Source organism: Caryophanon latum, from assembly GCF_001700325.1.
In the GTDB taxonomy this organism is placed as follows: domain Bacteria; phylum Bacillota; class Bacilli; order Bacillales_A; family Planococcaceae; genus Caryophanon; species Caryophanon latum.
Genome location: NZ_MATO01000044.1, coordinates 44461 through 58958, shown reverse-complemented (window position 1 = coordinate 58958; position 14498 = coordinate 44461). Strand labels below are relative to the sequence as shown.

Here is a 14498-nt window from a genome sequence, read left to right as displayed (position 1 = left end):
TATATGTTTGTCAACGTCCTGCGTAAACGCTGATGAGGGGCTTATGTCACCTAAATAGGCAGGCTACCTACTTAGCGAGTAACTTTTATACATATATTTGCCGAATCGTGCAAACGTTTTTCAACTGCCTATTTTAAAGTAACAACTAACCGAGAAGCTCCTACTTCAAACATGTTTTGAAGTGGGGGTAGTTCACGAAAGGTATACTTGTCGCAAATATAATAAAACGTTTAATTTTTTGTAAGTGAGGAATATAGAGTGTAGCATCACATAGCTGGCTCATAAGTTTCATTAAATCGTAATAAAATGCATATATTTTCAATAATATGTTAAAATAAGTCGATTAGCGTAACGTATAGTTAAAAGAAAGTAATAACAACAGCTATGTTTATGCGATGAAATCCATAGTTTTTAGCAACCAAGCTGAAAACAATGCTGTATATGAGTAGCACTACGCTTTTGCCGATAAACTGGTTGATCAACACGCTTGTAATCATAATAAACTTAACTGAACGGTTTATTTATAGGAGGAACAATAATGGCAGAAATCGATTCTTTACATCACGTAACAATACCGAATGGGGAAACGTTAACATATCGCAAGCGCACAGGTGGCGATGACGTCATTGTGCTCATTCACGGCAACATGACGTCATCAAAGCACTGGGACGTATTGATGGAAAATTTACACGAGCGCTATACGATTTATGCAATCGATTTACGTGGCTTCGGTGGATCGACATACGAACAGCGTGTAACGTCCATTCGTGACTTTAGTGAAGATGTTAAAGCAGTTATTGACTATTTGGAACTGAAGGACTTTACCGTAGTTGGCTGGTCAACCGGGGGGAACGTCGCGATGCAGCTATGTGCCGATTACCCGAATTTAGCGAAAAAGCTCGTGCTGTTCGCATCGGGCTCAACACGAGGCTTTCCGTTTCACAATCCGTTCCAGCAGCGCGTTAAAACGCTACAAGAAATTGAACAAGATATTATGAAAACGATTCCGATGCAAATGATGTACGATGGGCAAAATCGTGAAGGGCTGCGCCTCGTTTGGAACAGTTCGATTTATACGCATAAGCAACCAGAAAGCGAACGATACGAACGCTATATTGATGATATGTTAACGCAGCGCAATTTAGCGGACGTTTACCACGCACTCAATCAGTTTAACATTAGCGACGTATTAGACGGCACAAACGGCGTGGCGAACATTCAAATTCCGACGCTCATTTTATATGGCGACCGCGATTTAGTCGTAACGAAAAAAATGACCGACGAAATTATTGAAGATTTCGACGGACGTGCAACAGTCGTCGAGCTTGAAAACTGTGGGCATTCACCGCTCATCGACCAGTTAGACCTCGTTGTAGAGCATATTGAGCATTTTGCATCGTAAACAAAAACGCGGCACGGATTTATTCCATGTCGCGTTTTTGTTGTGCGGCAATGAACGTAAAGTATGCATACGCCGCCGCTTTTACTGTCATGTTCGCGACGTCTCGAAGCGGATCAATACATACGAAATCGATCGCGGTAATATCACGTTGTCCAATTTCAAATAATAACGAAAATAATTCATTGCTGCGCATACCACCAGGTGTAGCAGCAGGAACACCGGGCGCGTACGCAATGTCGAGCACATCGATGTCAACGGTTACGTATATGAGATCTACGTCGAGCAGTGAAAATGCGTGCGCAACCGTTTGTTTGATGCCAAGTGAGCGCATTTGTTTTAGCGGGATAATGTGTACGCCGTAATGCTGTGCTGCTTCGATCAATGATTTCGCATTGTAAAAGCCGTGTGGACCGATGTTGACGACGTGACGCCCTTTAACAATGTCTTCTTCGACGAGCTGGCGAATCGGTGTGCCATTTGTGCGTCCTTGCGAAAAGTCGCGCAAGTCAAAATGTGTATCGAGCTGAATGATGCCGATTGTTTTCGTCGGGTGCGCGCGCTTCAGTGCACGAACGAGCGGTGCTGTAATCGAATGGTCACCGCCAATTGTCGTGTATAAGCTTTTGTCATATCGTTCAATAACGTACATCATCGCCTCTTCCATCATCGCATGGCTTTTCGTAACGTCCGTCGCATGCAGTAACACGTCGCCAATGTCACATAGTCGGTACGGCGAAAAATCAATCATTTCGTCGACGTAATACGGCGTGAATGAGTCCCACGTGCGGCGAAATGCATTTGGAAACTCCGATGCTCCCGACGCACTAATCGATGCACGCGCAAACGGAATGCCTAGCATCGTCGCATGTGGTGTATCGTCATCGTAGCGAATCCAGTCTTTTATTTTTAGGTCACCGTCTGTTTGTTGCTGCCAAAGAAAGCTCGGTCGCACAATCATACGAGACCACCACTTTTAACGACGATTTTGCCGCGCTTTACGACCGTATGCGTATGATTCATACCGTAGTAATATTGCAGCTGCTTGTAGTTTGCAACGTTTAACAGGAGCACATCTGCTTGCTTACCAACTTCGAGTGTGCCGAGCGTATCGCCGCGGTTAATCGCATGTGCGGCATTAACGGTCGTCGCAACGAGCACTTCCTCCATCGTCATGCCCATATTAACGCACGCTAAATTCATTATGAACGGCAAGCTAATCGTAGGCGACGAGCCAGGGTTAAAGTCGGTCGAAATTGCTACTGCGACGCCGCGGTCAATCATTAAGCGACCGCGCGCAAACGGAGCTTGTAGGAAAAATGCGGTGCCTGGCAGTAATACCGCAATCGTGCTAGCACGCGCTAAGTCGTCAATGCCTTGATCGGACGCGACGAGTAAATGCTCAGCAGAAATCGCCCCCACTTCCGCCGCTAGCTCTGCACCGTCGTACGGCTCGATTTCGTCAGCATGAATTTTCGGAATGAGCCCGTATTTTTTTCCTTCAAGTAAAATGCGGCGCGACTGCTCGGGTGTGAATACGCCATGCTCGCAAAAGACGTCGTTAAACTCGGCAAGCTGCTGCTCGGCAACTTTTGGCAGCATGTCGAGTATGATGTCGACGAACGCATCTTCGTTTCCTTTATATTGTTTTGGGACGGCATGTGCGCCCATAAATGTAGAAACGACATCGATAGCGTGCGTGTCGTGCAGCTTTTTAGCGACGCGCAGCTGCTTTTGTTCCGTTTCCCAGTTCAAGCCGTAGCCCGATTTTGCCTCGACCGTCGTGACACCGTGCAGCAAAAATGTATTTAAATGGTGCATCGCCTTGTCGTACAACTCGTCGAAAGAAGCTTGTTGTGTCATCGCGGTCGTCGCGTGAATGCCACCTCCTGCATTCATAATATCCATATACGTTTTTCCTTCAAGGCGCATTTGAAACTCGTGCTCGCGTGTGCCACCGTGAACGAGATGTGTATGGCAATCAATAAGACCTGGCATGAGTACTTTGCCGCGTGCATCGATAATATGTGCGCTTGCGATTAGCTCGGCATGTGTGCGCATAAGCTCGTCTTTTGTGCCGATTGCGAGTATTGTTTCGCCGTCAATGAGCAGCGATGCGTCGCGCACAATTGATAGCTCGCGCATCGCTTCACGAGTGCGCGCGCCGCTTCCTTGCATCGTCATAATTTCGTTTGCTTGTTCAAAAAAAATGGCCACGTTTCTTCACTCCTTTAGCATCGGCATATGCACGCCTTTTTGTTTTGCGGTACGAATGGCGATGTCGTATCCAGCATCAGCGTGACGAACGACGCCCATACCAGGGTCCGAAATGAGGACGCGTTCAATTTTTTGCGCTGCCATGTCTGTTCCATCTGCGACGAGCACTTGACCGGCATGCTGCGAATAGCCCATGCCAACGCCGCCTCCGTGATGAATGCTCACCCAGCTTGCCCCGCCTGCTGTATTGACGAGCGCGTTTAAAAGCGGCCAATCGGATACTGCGTCGGATCCATCTTTCATACTTTCCGTTTCGCGATTCGGTGATGCGACCGAGCCCGAATCTAAATGATCACGTCCGAACACGATTGGCGCAGACAGCTCACCACTTGCGACCATTTCGTTCACACGTAAGGCGAAGCGGTGGCGATCCCCGTAGCCGAGCCAACAAATGCGCGCCGGTAACCCTTGCCATTTCACCATTTTTTGTGCCATATCAATCCAGTTAACGAGCGCTTCATCGTCACCGAACATTTCTTTTGCGAGCGCGTCCATTTTGTAAATATCTTCAGGGTCACCAGACAGCGCCGCCCATCGAAACGGACCTTTCCCTTCACAAAATAGCGGGCGAATGTATGCTGGTACGAAGCCTGGGAAGTCAAACGCATTGTCGACACCCATTTCTTTTGCGTACGCACGAATGTTGTTGCCATAATCAAACGTTTCGGCTCCTTGCGCTTGGAACTCCAGCATCGTGCGTACATGCTCCGCCATCGTTTCTTTCGCGCGGCGTTCATACGTTTTCGGATCGCTTTTTCGCAGTGCAAGCGCCTCGTCTAGCGTCATATTGTTTGGCACGTAGCCGTTTAGTGGGTCGTGCGCTGACGTTTGATCCGTTACAAAATCGGGAATGATGCCGCGGTTTAATAGCTCGCGGTTAACGTCTGCGCAGTTGCCGACAAGCCCGATAGACGCCGGTGTTTTGTCAGCGGTTAGTTTGTCAACGAGTGCAATTGCTTCATCAACTGTTTCAACAAGGTAATCGCAGTACGCCTCATTGATTTTTCGTTCGATGCGCGCGCGGTCAACTTCGACGACTAAAATGACCGCACCAGCCATTTTACCTGCGAGCGGCTGCGCACCACTCATACCACCCATGCCGCCCGTTAAAATGAATTTACCGCGCAAGTCTGCTGAGCCGAATTTTTTCTTACCTGCCTCGACAAAGCTTAAATACGTCCCTTGTAAAATGCCTTGTGCGCCGATGTAAATCCACGAGCCAGCCGTCATTTGCCCGTACATCATTAAGTTGCGCTCCTCCAACTCGTAAAAATGCTCCCAGTTTGACCAAGCCGGCACTAAGTTCGAGTTCGCAATTAAGACGCGCGGTGCATGCTCGTGCGTTTTAAATACGGCAACCGGCTTTCCGGATTGCACGAGCATCGTTTCGTCGTTTTCTAGCTTTTTTAGCGTCGCAATGAGTGCTTCAAAGCTTTCCCAATCGCGTGCAGCTTTGCCGATGCCGCCGTAAACGACTAATTCATCAGGGTTTTCGGCAACTTCCGGGTCTAAATTGTTCATAAGCATGCGCATGGCCGCTTCTTGTGTCCACCCTTTGCAGCTTAACGTATTGCCGCGCGGTGCACGAATGTTAGTGTTGAACATATGAATCGCTCCTTTAGTATATTGCGTTACTGTGATACACGTCATTTGTCGTCAATAAATAATGCGCCAGCGCTTCAATTTCGTCACCAATCGGCTGGTCTGTTAAAAGCGGTGGGCAAATGGCGCGCACATGCTCCAAAAATTGTTTTGTGCGCGGGGCAAGCTGTTCCTCAGCATGATCTAAATAAATCGCTTGTGATGCACAAATCATTTCAATCGCAATAACTTTTGCGACGTTATGTGCAATTTGCCGTGCTTGTCGTGCAGACGTCGTACCCATACTAACGTGGTCTTCTTGATTGCCGGACGTCGGAATCGAATCGACGCATGACGGGTGGGCGAGCACTTTGTTTTCTGACACGATCGAAGCGGCGGTGTACTGCGCAATCATTAAACCGCACTCAAGCCCAGGTTTCGTCGCTAAAAACGGCGGCAACCCTTCATTCAAATGAGGATTGACGAGCCGCTCCGTACGACGCTCTGAAATGCTGCCCCATTCACAAAGCCCAAACTTTAAAAAGTCCATCGCAAACGCAATCGGCTGTCCGTGGAAATGTCCACCAGATAGCACGTCGCCATTTTCAAGCACGACCGGATTGTCCGTCGTTGCATTCATTTCGACGTGCACGATACGTTCGGCGTGGTAAAACGATTGCCAGCTAGCCGCATGCACTTGTGGAATGCAACGAATCGAGTACGCGTCTTGCATGCGTAGCTCCCCTTGTGTCGACACACGCTTACTACCATCAATATTGCGTCGAATGCGCGCGCCGACTTCCTCCATTTCCGGGTGTGGGCGAACGGCGAGCAAATTGGCATCGAATGCACAACGAATGCTGCGCAGCGCTTCCATCGTTAAGCTTGCCGCCATATCAGCCGCCAGCCCAAGTCGCTCCGTTTCATTTAACGTTACCGCTCCGAGTGCCCCCATTGCTTGTGTGCCGTTGACGAGTGCGAGCCCTTCCTTCGCCTTTAACGTCACCGGTGTTAACCTTGCTTTTTTGAGCGCCTCGCTACCTGAGAGCACCTCACCTTTATACGTTGCCTTTCCTTCGCCGACGAGCACGAGTGCTAAATGCGAAAGTGGTGCTAAATCGCCACTCGCACCGACTGAACCTTGTGACGGCACGACCGGTGTAACGTGCTCGTTAATGAGTGCAAGCAGCAGCTGAAGCGTTTCAAGTCGAATGCCCGAAAAGCCGCGCGCTAACGCATTAGCACGTAAAATCATCATGCCGCGCACGACGTCTTCTGGAAATGGCTCACCGACACCTGTGACGTTCGAGCGCAGTAAATTCAGCTGAAGCAGCTCGTTGTCGTCCTCATGAATGCGAATGGTTGATAGTTGCCCAAAGCCTGTGTTCACACCGTAAATAGCTGCGCCGTCTTGTAGCTTTTGCTCGATGCGTTGTCGGCTTACATTGACGCGCGCAATGACTTCGTCGTCTAGCGCAACCGTAGCGTGTCCGCGAATGATTTGCTCCACTTGCTGTCGTGTTAACGTATGTCCGTCTAAATAAATAGTGTTCACCGTCATCGCCTCCTTAATGTGTAGATTGGTTGTTTTTGTGCCTCGTCAAGATAACTTGGTGTTGCTTTCCACGCAGAGGCAGGCTTTCTGCTTTTAGTGAAAACTAAGCATGTACATGTCATACACATAGCATACCGAACTCACTCTTACACGACGACGGATTATTGTGCGTAAAAAAGGGTAAAATATTCGAAAAAGAGACTTTTTTGAAATTTAAGAGGAAAAATTTTTGAAAGGGGAATTTTATATGAAAATCGTGCTTTTGGACCGCGATGTGCGCGACCATATCGGCATTCGTTGGTTTTTACAGCTGTACGTCGCAAACGATGTCGATGTGGCGTTTTGCACGACGCAGCAGCAACTTAGCAGCAAGCTTCAAACGTTTCAGCCAGACGTTGCGCTTATTAACGTCGATCTATTGCCGACGAGTGAGCGCGATACGATGTATTACGTTATAAAGCAAAGCGGCTGTCATATCGTTGCGATGACCGACGAGCCGCTATATGCTCAGGCGTTGAAAGCAATTGCGCTGCGAGCTCAAGCGCTACTGCAAAAGCCGATTGATTTAGAGCGGCTGAAAAATTTGCTGCTGACGTTGCCGAAAAAGGACGTGGCGCCCGCAAGTGATTCGTTTTATACGGCGCTTTTTTTAGGGGACGATACGTATGACGGCACATTTTTCGTCATCGAGCTACAGGACGATGTGGGCATTGCGGCACTGTATCGTTGGCTTAGTGAGGCGGTAATGTTTCAGCACCTTGATGTGTACGCGCTATCGACGTCCATTATTTGTATAAGCGAGCAATCGGTTCAAAAAGAGCAGCTGCAAGCGATTCAAGCGTATTGGCAAAAGGAACAGCAACCGATGAACATTAGTGTGTATGACGGCGAGCCGTGTACGATGCGTGCGCAATACAAGGCGGCAAAGCGCATGCTCGAGCAGCGATTTTACCGAGGATACGGGCATATTTTGTATACGTCGCAAACGCTCGCTGTCACATCGTTTGACCCGCTGTTATCACCTCAGCAGCAACAGCATATTACCGACAGCTTGCAGCAATTTCAGCTTGAGCCGCTTCGCCAATTTTTAGCACAGTTGCAGCACGAGTTATTTGAGCAAGAAGATGTGCGTGTGCATTTGACGAGCGTGCTAGCACAAGTGCGCCGCTTCATGCTGCAATATGAGTTACAGCATGAGCGCACGTTGGAGCAGCAATACCGACAGCTCTTTCGCTCAATCATCGACTGCCCTGTGCTATACCGCATCATTGCCGACATTTTACGCTTTACGCAGCACGTCGTCGAGCATGCAAAAACACCGAAGCAATCGTTTGCAAGCGAGGCGAAGCGTTACGTCGCGCAGCATTTTACCGATGAATCGTTGACGCTCGCACAAGTGGCGAATGCGCTCCATTTAAGCCCGACGTATACGAGCACGCTATTTACGAAGCAGTTCGGCATGACGTTTGTGCAATACGTGCAGCAGCTCCGTCTTCAACATGCGGTGCAACTTTTGCGAACGACCGACGCTTCGATTGCCGACATCGCCGAACAATGCGGCTTTTCGGACGCCAATTATTTCAGCAAGCTATTTAAACGCAAAAAAGGCATGACACCTACGTATTACCGTAAGCGTCTGCCTCATTAAAAGACGAGCAGTGCGATATAAATGGCGACGACGACCCACTGCACACCAATTGGATAAAGCGCCCATTTTAAATCGACGTACATGTTCATAGCGCGCGCGATGAAATGGTATGTTAAAAATACCATGAGCATAAAGAGCGCAAATGTCGACGGGAACATGACGATCGCAAATAGTTTAAACGTCGTCGTCATGACAGATGCGTCAAACATCGCCTGCAGCATGACGTTCATAAGCGAGCCGTAGCCAATCGTTAGTACGACACTGACGACGCAATATACAACAAAGCCAAATCGATTCATTTTTCTCACCTCAACATTGGTAAGTATAACAACTTTCTTGCATAATATGAAGAAGAGGTGATGCAAATGAAGCGACAAGCCGAAATTCGTTGGCGCGAGGAAAAATACCGCGTCATGTTCCATAGTCAAAAGCATTACAACGCCATTCGAGTAGCGATGCGCGAACAGCAGCCGTACGAAACAATCGCGGTGATGATTGATGATGCGATCGCTCAAACACCGACGAGCGGCAGCATGCGTAACGCCATTCAGCATATGTGGGGCTATTTTAAAAAGCACGTGACATCGGAGCAAAAGGCGCACTACGACGAACTGATGACGAATGAGCAGTATGATGACGTTTGCTGCTATTTACGACAGCTTGCGAACGACTATAATATCACGTATTTACAAAACAGCACGATTTTACAGGAGGAACGACATTGAAAACAATTTTACTAACCGGCTTTGAGCCATTTTTAAATTTAGCGGTGAACCCGACTGAGCAAATTGCGAACGCATTGCACGGGCGCACATACGGACAGTATCGCATTGAGGGGCACGTATTACCGGTTGATTTTAATGAATCTGATGCGGTGTTAAAGCAATTGCTCGACAAGCACAAGCCACATATCGTTTTATCGCTCGGTGTCGCGGCAGGTCGCCATCATTTCACACCTGAGCGCATTGCGATTAACGTAAAGGACGGAGAAGCAGACAATAACGGCTACGCACCAGAGGACGAGGCGATTGCGCTAGACGGAGAGGACGGCATGTTTACGAATTTACCAGTACGCGAGCTTGTGAATGTGCTGCGTGATAACGGCTATCCAGCGAGCATTTCGAACAGTGCTGGCACGTATTTATGCAACAACATTATGTACGTCGGAGCGCAGTACGCAAAGGAAACAGGCGCAGTGGCGGGCTTTTTACACATGCCGGCGAACTTTGAGCTTGCGCTAGCACATCGCCGCCTTCCTAGCTGGCATCAACGCGATTTGCAAGCGTGCGTCGAGCTATGCATTGAACAGTTAACGCAATAAGTAAAGCAGCTACGACATATTTATGTCCTAGCTGTTTTTGCGTTTAATAAATAGCAAACATAACAGCGCCGCAATCGCAAGTGCAGGCAATGCGTACAGCTGTCCGACGAATAGCTTCCACCCGAACGAATCGTACCCGTCCGAAGCCGGCAGCATAACCGCGATGATGCAAATGATGACATATACACTTATAGGAATGATGAATTTCATGAAGCATACCTCCAATACAACAATTCGACAGCGAGACGTATATTCCTTGTTTGTGGGGGATTTTATGGAATTATAAAACGATAAAGATGTATATGCTATATGTAACGATAAATTGCATGACATAATAGTGAGGTGAGAGCATGGGCTATGACCGAGGCGATGTATTATGTGCTGCTAGCGCTATACAAACCGAACTACGGCTATCAGCTAATGCAAGCAATTGGCGACGTGTCGAACGGGCGCATTCAAATGGGACTAGGGACGCTGTATGGCATTTTAACGCGGCTACAGAAGGATGGACTCATTACGATGAAGCACGACGACGGCAGACGAAAAACGTATGAGCTGACGGAGTACGGAGAGCTTGCACTGCGCAACGAATACGACCGTTTGCAGGAGATGATTCATGACGGACGCGGTTTAACAGAAAAATCGGCGTTTTATACGCAGTTTAACTAAAGGGGCTTGACTGATGAACTTACAACGCGAACAAATGAACGTCGCACTTAAAAACATCGTCGTGCCGCACTCGCGCTGTTCGTAAAGGAGCGATTGCAAATTGAGTCAGCTAATTGGATTTGCAACACTTTGTAACTTTTTTCTGTTTTTCAACGTATTATAACTACAAATGAAAAGAAATGAGGGAAAACGATGAAAACATGGTTGATGCTAGTATGTAGTTGTTTGCTGCTGTTTGGCTGCAATAAAGAGGAATACGTGGACGAATCGCAAGGAGTATATCCAGAAACGTTTGAAGCAGAAACGGAGGACTTTCGCTATGAGCTGTACGTTAGTCAAAATACGTTTTCATATGGACAACCAATCGACATTATTGCTTCGTTAACGTATATCGGCGATGAAGAGGAAATCGTCATTTCACACGCTGCATCGCCGTTTTATTTCCCGATGAAGGAGACGACGCGCGCGTATGACATCGATTACCCGATGAATCAGCCGCTCGTTTCGACGACATTGAAAAAGGACGAGCCGCTCACGAAGCAATACGTACCGAGTGGCAGCTATAGCGACGAAGACTCAGAGGAATACCGCTCGTTTATGGAACAGTTTTTAGCAGGGAACTACCCAGTCGGCAATTACATCGTCAACGGCTCCGTGCAGTTTAACGTCGATAATTCGCCAATCAACATAAACGGTAATATCGGCTTTCAAGTAAAGTAAAAAAACAGGCTATGCAACGTTAATTGTTGTGTAGCCTGTTTGTGTGTTCTCTGTTAAAAAAGCCGCTGCGAACACGTTCGAGTGACTTCATACGTTACATACGTCGTTTTAATTGTTCGAGCTCGTCGATAGAAAGCCCTGTTGCTTGTTGAATTGTTTCAAGCTCGACGTGTAATGCAAGTAAATTTTTCGCTAGCTGTAGACGTTCCTCGTGACGCCCTTCTTCTTTTCCCAGTTCGATGCCAATTTCAATCCCACGTTCTTCCCCTTTATCAATCGCATCACTCAGCCTCGCCTCATCATCAATAATTGCCTTCAACCGCATCTCATACGCAAATCGTGTCTCCGGCGTTTGACTAAGTTCCTCCCACGTCCCGAAAGCGTCAATTAAGTTTTCGTCCTTCATCGCGAGTTCCTCCAATTCCTCATAAATTTCGGTATACACTTTTTCTTTCCGAGCGTCGACCATGCCGAGCAGCAGTAACCATCTCGCTAAAATATCGTCAAGTGGCTGTAATTTCTTATCATGCCACGCCTTCAAAAATTTATTCATCTCGATAAAATGCACTTCTAATACATCATCAATCGGACGTAAACGCTTTAACTCCGCGTCTTCGTACAAATGATACGTCGTGTGGTAATGTGCTAAATCGTTAAATACGGTGAAGTTACAAATATTAATCGTAATCGTCGGTAAAAGCGTGCGATAGCCTTTCCCTTTTTCGAGCTGCTTCGCAAACAGACGTGACCAATAGTAAAGGGTACGCTTCATCATATCGTCTTGATTCGATAGCTGCATTTCAATGTTAATGTGTTCACCTGACTGCGTTTTTACGAGCAAGTCGAGACGTGATTGCTTGTCGCCATCGTATTGACCACCGAGTTCTTCATTTAAAAACGTTACTTCTTTAATCGTATCGCGTCCAGTGCGTGCCAAAATCGCGTTCAAGAAAACGATTGTAATGTGTTTGTTGCGCTCGCTGCCGAACAGTTGCTTAAAGGCAAAATCTACTTTCAAATCAATGAGCTTGTGCAGCGGAATGCGTCGCAATGCTTGTTGATTCATCGAAAATCACCTCTATCGTTAGTTTTGATTATAGCATATAGGCTGGTCGTTTCACCGTCGAGCAAGTGTCGCAAAATGAAAATTTGCACACGCAAGCTTTCGGAGCATACGATGAAACGAAACTAATTGACGGAATATTCGTATTACGTAGTAGCTTCTAACTGAAGGAGGAATTGTCATGAAAACAAACCGTTATATGATTGTTACGTATATGTTCATTTTTTTATGTGTCATTGTTGCTATGATGCTCGGCGTTCAGTACATATGTAGCTTGCTGTTTAACTTTTCATTTTCAACAATGTATGGTACGATTTTTTTACCAATCGTTGTCATTGCCGCATTTGTTATGTTAACACCGTTAAGTTTGCTAATGGAATCGCTTTTGGAACATATCGGGCTTGTCAATCAATGGAGTGCGCTCATTATACATACGATGCAGCTTATTGCTTTCATGTTCATCGTGGAGCGCATAGTCTCTTATTTTGCGCTCTTCACGTTTCACCAAGCGTATATGGAGTATGTGTATTACGCGATCATGTACGGATTCTTTTTCGTTATGGCGAAGTGTGGCAATTATGTTAAACAAATCGATGAGCAAACGGTAACGTGAGGGGGAATAATATGTACATATTTATTGCGTGTGACGAAAAGCTACGTTCATTTGCGGAAACGCTACAGGACGAGCAAATTAAATCGTACAATGAACTGCTTGCGATGGGCATGACCGACAAGCAAATTCAGCTAAGAGGGCATGACTTTTCGAAACTTGACCGCGATGCGAAAGTGTTTTTAATTATGTTGCCGGACGAATTAACTAACAGCCCGCTCGTCATTGAGCCAGATTTTCAAAATGCGTACGCCCGCTACGTAAGCGACAAGCGTTACATTTACCGCGTCGAGTATGCACAGCAAGCACTCGTCCATTTTGTCGGCTACATTGGCAAATATGCAGGGTATTGGAAGGAGCTAGAGCTATGGTGTGTGAACGAGGACGATTATACAATTGACGTAGCGAGCATTGCGCAGCGTACCGTTTACGTGCAGCGAGAATTATCGTCAGAGCCATTTGAGACGTTTTTTGAAAAAGATGAGCTACAAGTTGTTCGCTTTGTTATACGTTCATAAGACGCAGCCGATATAACGTATAACTGTAAATACGAAGGGGTGTCGTAATGGAAGTGAATGTATTGTTTGAAGGAGCCGCATTAGCGTACAGTAAGCAGCAACGGTTGAACGCGGATGTGCAAAAGGCGCAGCCACTCGGTGGAAAAAAGGAAATTGACGTGATGCGCGATGGCAAGGCGGTGACGTTAACGCTGTCGGACGAAATGAAGGAGCTTAAAGCGGCAACAGATGAAGAAATTGCGAAAATGTTTGCGGTGCAAGTAGAAGACCCGAATGATATTTTTTCACATCGTCCGCAAGATCAATGGCTTATTTTTAGTCAATATTTACATGAAAACGGTGCGTTCGACGGCATGAATCGTGACGAAATCGAGAAGCTAGAAAACTTGCTCGTCGATATAACGGACGGCTTAGACCAATTAAATATCGCCGTAGCACAAGGGCGAGATATTAAATCGGGCAGCAAACCGATTACGCAGCAATTAACCACTGCTGAAGCACAGCTAGAGCTTGCGTCGTCCGTATCGGCATTGCAGCGCTTTCAAGAAAAGTTCGTCACAGATGATGCAAAGGCGGGCTTTTCTAAATTAATCGATCACTATACAGCGCGCAACGAAAAACGTGTGTCGAATTACAAGTCGATTGACGAGAAATTTTATGCCGCGCGTGCGAAAATTTTCGAGCGAGGTGGCGTGCATATGTCTACGCTAACAGCTGCGCAAAAGCAAACAGTATCAATCACGAATAAGCTCGGCAGTACCGATTACGGCGCAGAGGAAATTGCGCAAATGGTAGAAGGTTACAAGCAAAAATTCGGCATGCTTCAGCAACAATCGGATGTCGCCGTACTCATTTCCGAGTTGCAAAACACAGTTGCTTCTTTTGCGACGAAAGGCATTTCGAAAGGGAATCAACATTACGAAGCGGCAAATGCGTTTGTGAAGCAAAAGTCCACGAATACGTTTGAACGCATCACTCATTATTGGGACGCGTTATTAACGTAAATAAGCGGTTAAGTCGATTCTGCTCGTAGGAATCGGCTTTTTCCGTGGAACTAACAATTTATATAAGTGTTTACTTATGTATGTAGTGGTGTTATAGTAAATAAGCAAATGGTTATATAGGAGGAGAGGCATT

Annotated in this window: 16 protein-coding genes; 9 read left to right on the top strand and 7 right to left on the bottom strand. The window is 46.9% G+C overall.

Going from position 1 to position 14498, the window contains the following annotated elements:
• Window positions 1–538: 538 nt before the first annotated feature.
• Window positions 539–1402: an intracellular short-chain-length polyhydroxyalkanoate depolymerase gene (gene phaZ, locus A6K76_RS11675; protein ID WP_066465286.1), complete on the top strand. Its 864-nt coding sequence runs from the start codon at window positions 539–541 to the stop codon at window positions 1400–1402.
• Between the two features lie 19 nt (window positions 1403–1421).
• Here phaZ and A6K76_RS11670 read toward each other — a convergent pair whose 3' ends face one another.
• The 4 genes from A6K76_RS11670 to hutH are packed head-to-tail and all read right to left on the bottom strand — an operon-like array spanning window position 1422 to window position 6818.
• Window positions 1422–2360, bottom strand: coding sequence for an agmatinase family protein (locus A6K76_RS11670; RefSeq protein ID WP_066465285.1), 939 nt, complete (start codon window positions 2358–2360; stop codon window positions 1422–1424).
• Window positions 2357–3583, bottom strand: coding sequence for an imidazolonepropionase (hutI, locus tag A6K76_RS11665; RefSeq protein WP_211271758.1), 1227 nt, complete (start codon window positions 3581–3583; stop codon window positions 2357–2359). Before hutI ends, A6K76_RS11670 begins: the two co-directional genes overlap by 4 nt.
• A 39-nt stretch (window positions 3584–3622) precedes the next feature.
• Entirely contained in the window at window positions 3623–5287 is a 1665-nt protein-coding gene (hutU, locus tag A6K76_RS11660; protein WP_425393884.1) for a urocanate hydratase, read from the bottom strand.
• A gap of 7 nt (window positions 5288–5294) precedes the next feature.
• Entirely contained in the window at window positions 5295–6818 is a 1524-nt protein-coding gene (gene hutH / locus A6K76_RS11655) for a histidine ammonia-lyase (RefSeq protein ID WP_066465282.1), read from the bottom strand.
• A 241-nt stretch (window positions 6819–7059) separates the two neighbouring features.
• Between hutH and A6K76_RS11650 the strand changes: the two genes are divergently transcribed.
• A complete protein-coding gene (locus A6K76_RS11650) occupies window positions 7060–8460 on the top strand; it encodes a helix-turn-helix transcriptional regulator (protein ID WP_066465280.1) in 1401 nt (466 codons plus the stop codon).
• Here the strand turns inward: A6K76_RS11650 and A6K76_RS11645 are convergent.
• On the bottom strand, window positions 8457–8759 hold the full coding sequence (locus tag A6K76_RS11645; RefSeq protein ID WP_066465278.1) for a hypothetical protein: 303 nt from the start codon (window positions 8757–8759) through the stop codon (window positions 8457–8459). The two genes, A6K76_RS11650 and A6K76_RS11645, sit on opposite strands and share 4 nt — an antisense overlap.
• Before the next feature lie 66 nt (window positions 8760–8825).
• Between A6K76_RS11645 and A6K76_RS11640 the strand changes: the two genes are divergently transcribed.
• On the top strand, window positions 8826–9185 hold the full coding sequence (locus A6K76_RS11640; protein ID WP_083995414.1) for a YbgA family protein: 360 nt from the start codon (window positions 8826–8828) through the stop codon (window positions 9183–9185).
• Window positions 9182–9781, top strand: coding sequence for a pyroglutamyl-peptidase I (locus A6K76_RS11635; RefSeq protein ID WP_066465275.1), 600 nt, complete (start codon window positions 9182–9184; stop codon window positions 9779–9781). Before A6K76_RS11640 ends, A6K76_RS11635 begins: the two co-directional genes overlap by 4 nt.
• 27 nt (window positions 9782–9808) lie before the next feature.
• On the opposite strand, the gene A6K76_RS11630 is transcribed toward A6K76_RS11635, so the two are convergent.
• Window positions 9809–9991 carry a DUF4017 family protein gene (locus tag A6K76_RS11630; protein ID WP_066465274.1) on the bottom strand — a complete coding sequence of 61 codons (183 nt, stop codon included), beginning with the start codon at window positions 9989–9991 and terminating at the stop codon, window positions 9809–9811.
• 147 nt (window positions 9992–10138) lie between these two features.
• Here A6K76_RS11630 and A6K76_RS11625 point away from each other — a divergent pair, with 147 nt between their 5' ends.
• Both A6K76_RS11625 and A6K76_RS11620 read left to right on the top strand, forming a co-directional pair.
• Window positions 10139–10450 carry a PadR family transcriptional regulator gene (locus A6K76_RS11625; RefSeq protein WP_066465273.1) on the top strand — a complete coding sequence of 104 codons (312 nt, stop codon included), beginning with the start codon at window positions 10139–10141 and terminating at the stop codon, window positions 10448–10450.
• Between the two features lie 192 nt (window positions 10451–10642).
• Entirely contained in the window at window positions 10643–11170 is a 528-nt protein-coding gene (locus A6K76_RS11620) for a hypothetical protein (protein WP_066465272.1), read from the top strand.
• A gap of 94 nt (window positions 11171–11264) precedes the next feature.
• Here A6K76_RS11620 and A6K76_RS11615 read toward each other — a convergent pair whose 3' ends face one another.
• Window positions 11265–12236, bottom strand: a complete 972-nt coding sequence (locus tag A6K76_RS11615) for an Rpn family recombination-promoting nuclease/putative transposase (RefSeq protein WP_083995413.1) — start codon at window positions 12234–12236, stop codon at window positions 11265–11267.
• 178 nt (window positions 12237–12414) lie between these two features.
• On the opposite strand from A6K76_RS11615, the gene A6K76_RS11610 reads away from it, so the two are divergent.
• The 3 genes from A6K76_RS11610 to A6K76_RS11600 are packed head-to-tail and all read left to right on the top strand — an operon-like array spanning window position 12415 to window position 14365.
• Entirely contained in the window at window positions 12415–12846 is a 432-nt protein-coding gene (locus A6K76_RS11610; protein WP_066465270.1) for a hypothetical protein, read from the top strand.
• A gap of 11 nt (window positions 12847–12857) precedes the next feature.
• On the top strand, window positions 12858–13361 hold the full coding sequence (locus A6K76_RS11605; protein ID WP_066465268.1) for a hypothetical protein: 504 nt from the start codon (window positions 12858–12860) through the stop codon (window positions 13359–13361).
• Window positions 13362–13408: 47 nt separating this feature from the next.
• A complete protein-coding gene (locus A6K76_RS11600; protein ID WP_066465266.1) occupies window positions 13409–14365 on the top strand; it encodes a hypothetical protein in 957 nt (318 codons plus the stop codon).
• Window positions 14366–14498: the final 133 nt, after the last annotated feature.

Coding starts and splice junctions, on each gene's coding strand:
- phaZ (WP_066465286.1), top strand. CDS start 539: ATGGCAGAAATCGATTCTTTACATCACGTAACAATACCGAATGGGGAA.
- A6K76_RS11670 (WP_066465285.1), bottom strand. CDS start 2,360: ATGATTGTGCGACCGAGCTTTCTTTGGCAGCAACAAACAGACGGTGAC.
- hutI (WP_211271758.1), bottom strand. CDS start 3,583: ATGACGATGCAAGGAAGCGGCGCGCGCACTCGTGAAGCGATGCGCGAG.
- hutH (WP_066465282.1), bottom strand. CDS start 6,818: ATGACGGTGAACACTATTTATTTAGACGGACATACGTTAACACGACAG.
- A6K76_RS11650 (WP_066465280.1), top strand. CDS start 7,060: ATGAAAATCGTGCTTTTGGACCGCGATGTGCGCGACCATATCGGCATT.
- A6K76_RS11645 (WP_066465278.1), bottom strand. CDS start 8,759: ATGAATCGATTTGGCTTTGTTGTATATTGCGTCGTCAGTGTCGTACTA.
- A6K76_RS11640 (WP_083995414.1), top strand. CDS start 8,826: ATGAAGCGACAAGCCGAAATTCGTTGGCGCGAGGAAAAATACCGCGTC.
- A6K76_RS11630 (WP_066465274.1), bottom strand. CDS start 9,991: ATGAAATTCATCATTCCTATAAGTGTATATGTCATCATTTGCATCATC.
- A6K76_RS11625 (WP_066465273.1), top strand. CDS start 10,139: ATGACCGAGGCGATGTATTATGTGCTGCTAGCGCTATACAAACCGAAC.
- A6K76_RS11620 (WP_066465272.1), top strand. CDS start 10,643: ATGAAAACATGGTTGATGCTAGTATGTAGTTGTTTGCTGCTGTTTGGC.
- A6K76_RS11615 (WP_083995413.1), bottom strand. CDS start 12,236: ATGAATCAACAAGCATTGCGACGCATTCCGCTGCACAAGCTCATTGAT.
- A6K76_RS11610 (WP_066465270.1), top strand. CDS start 12,415: ATGAAAACAAACCGTTATATGATTGTTACGTATATGTTCATTTTTTTA.
- A6K76_RS11605 (WP_066465268.1), top strand. CDS start 12,858: ATGTACATATTTATTGCGTGTGACGAAAAGCTACGTTCATTTGCGGAA.
- A6K76_RS11600 (WP_066465266.1), top strand. CDS start 13,409: ATGGAAGTGAATGTATTGTTTGAAGGAGCCGCATTAGCGTACAGTAAG.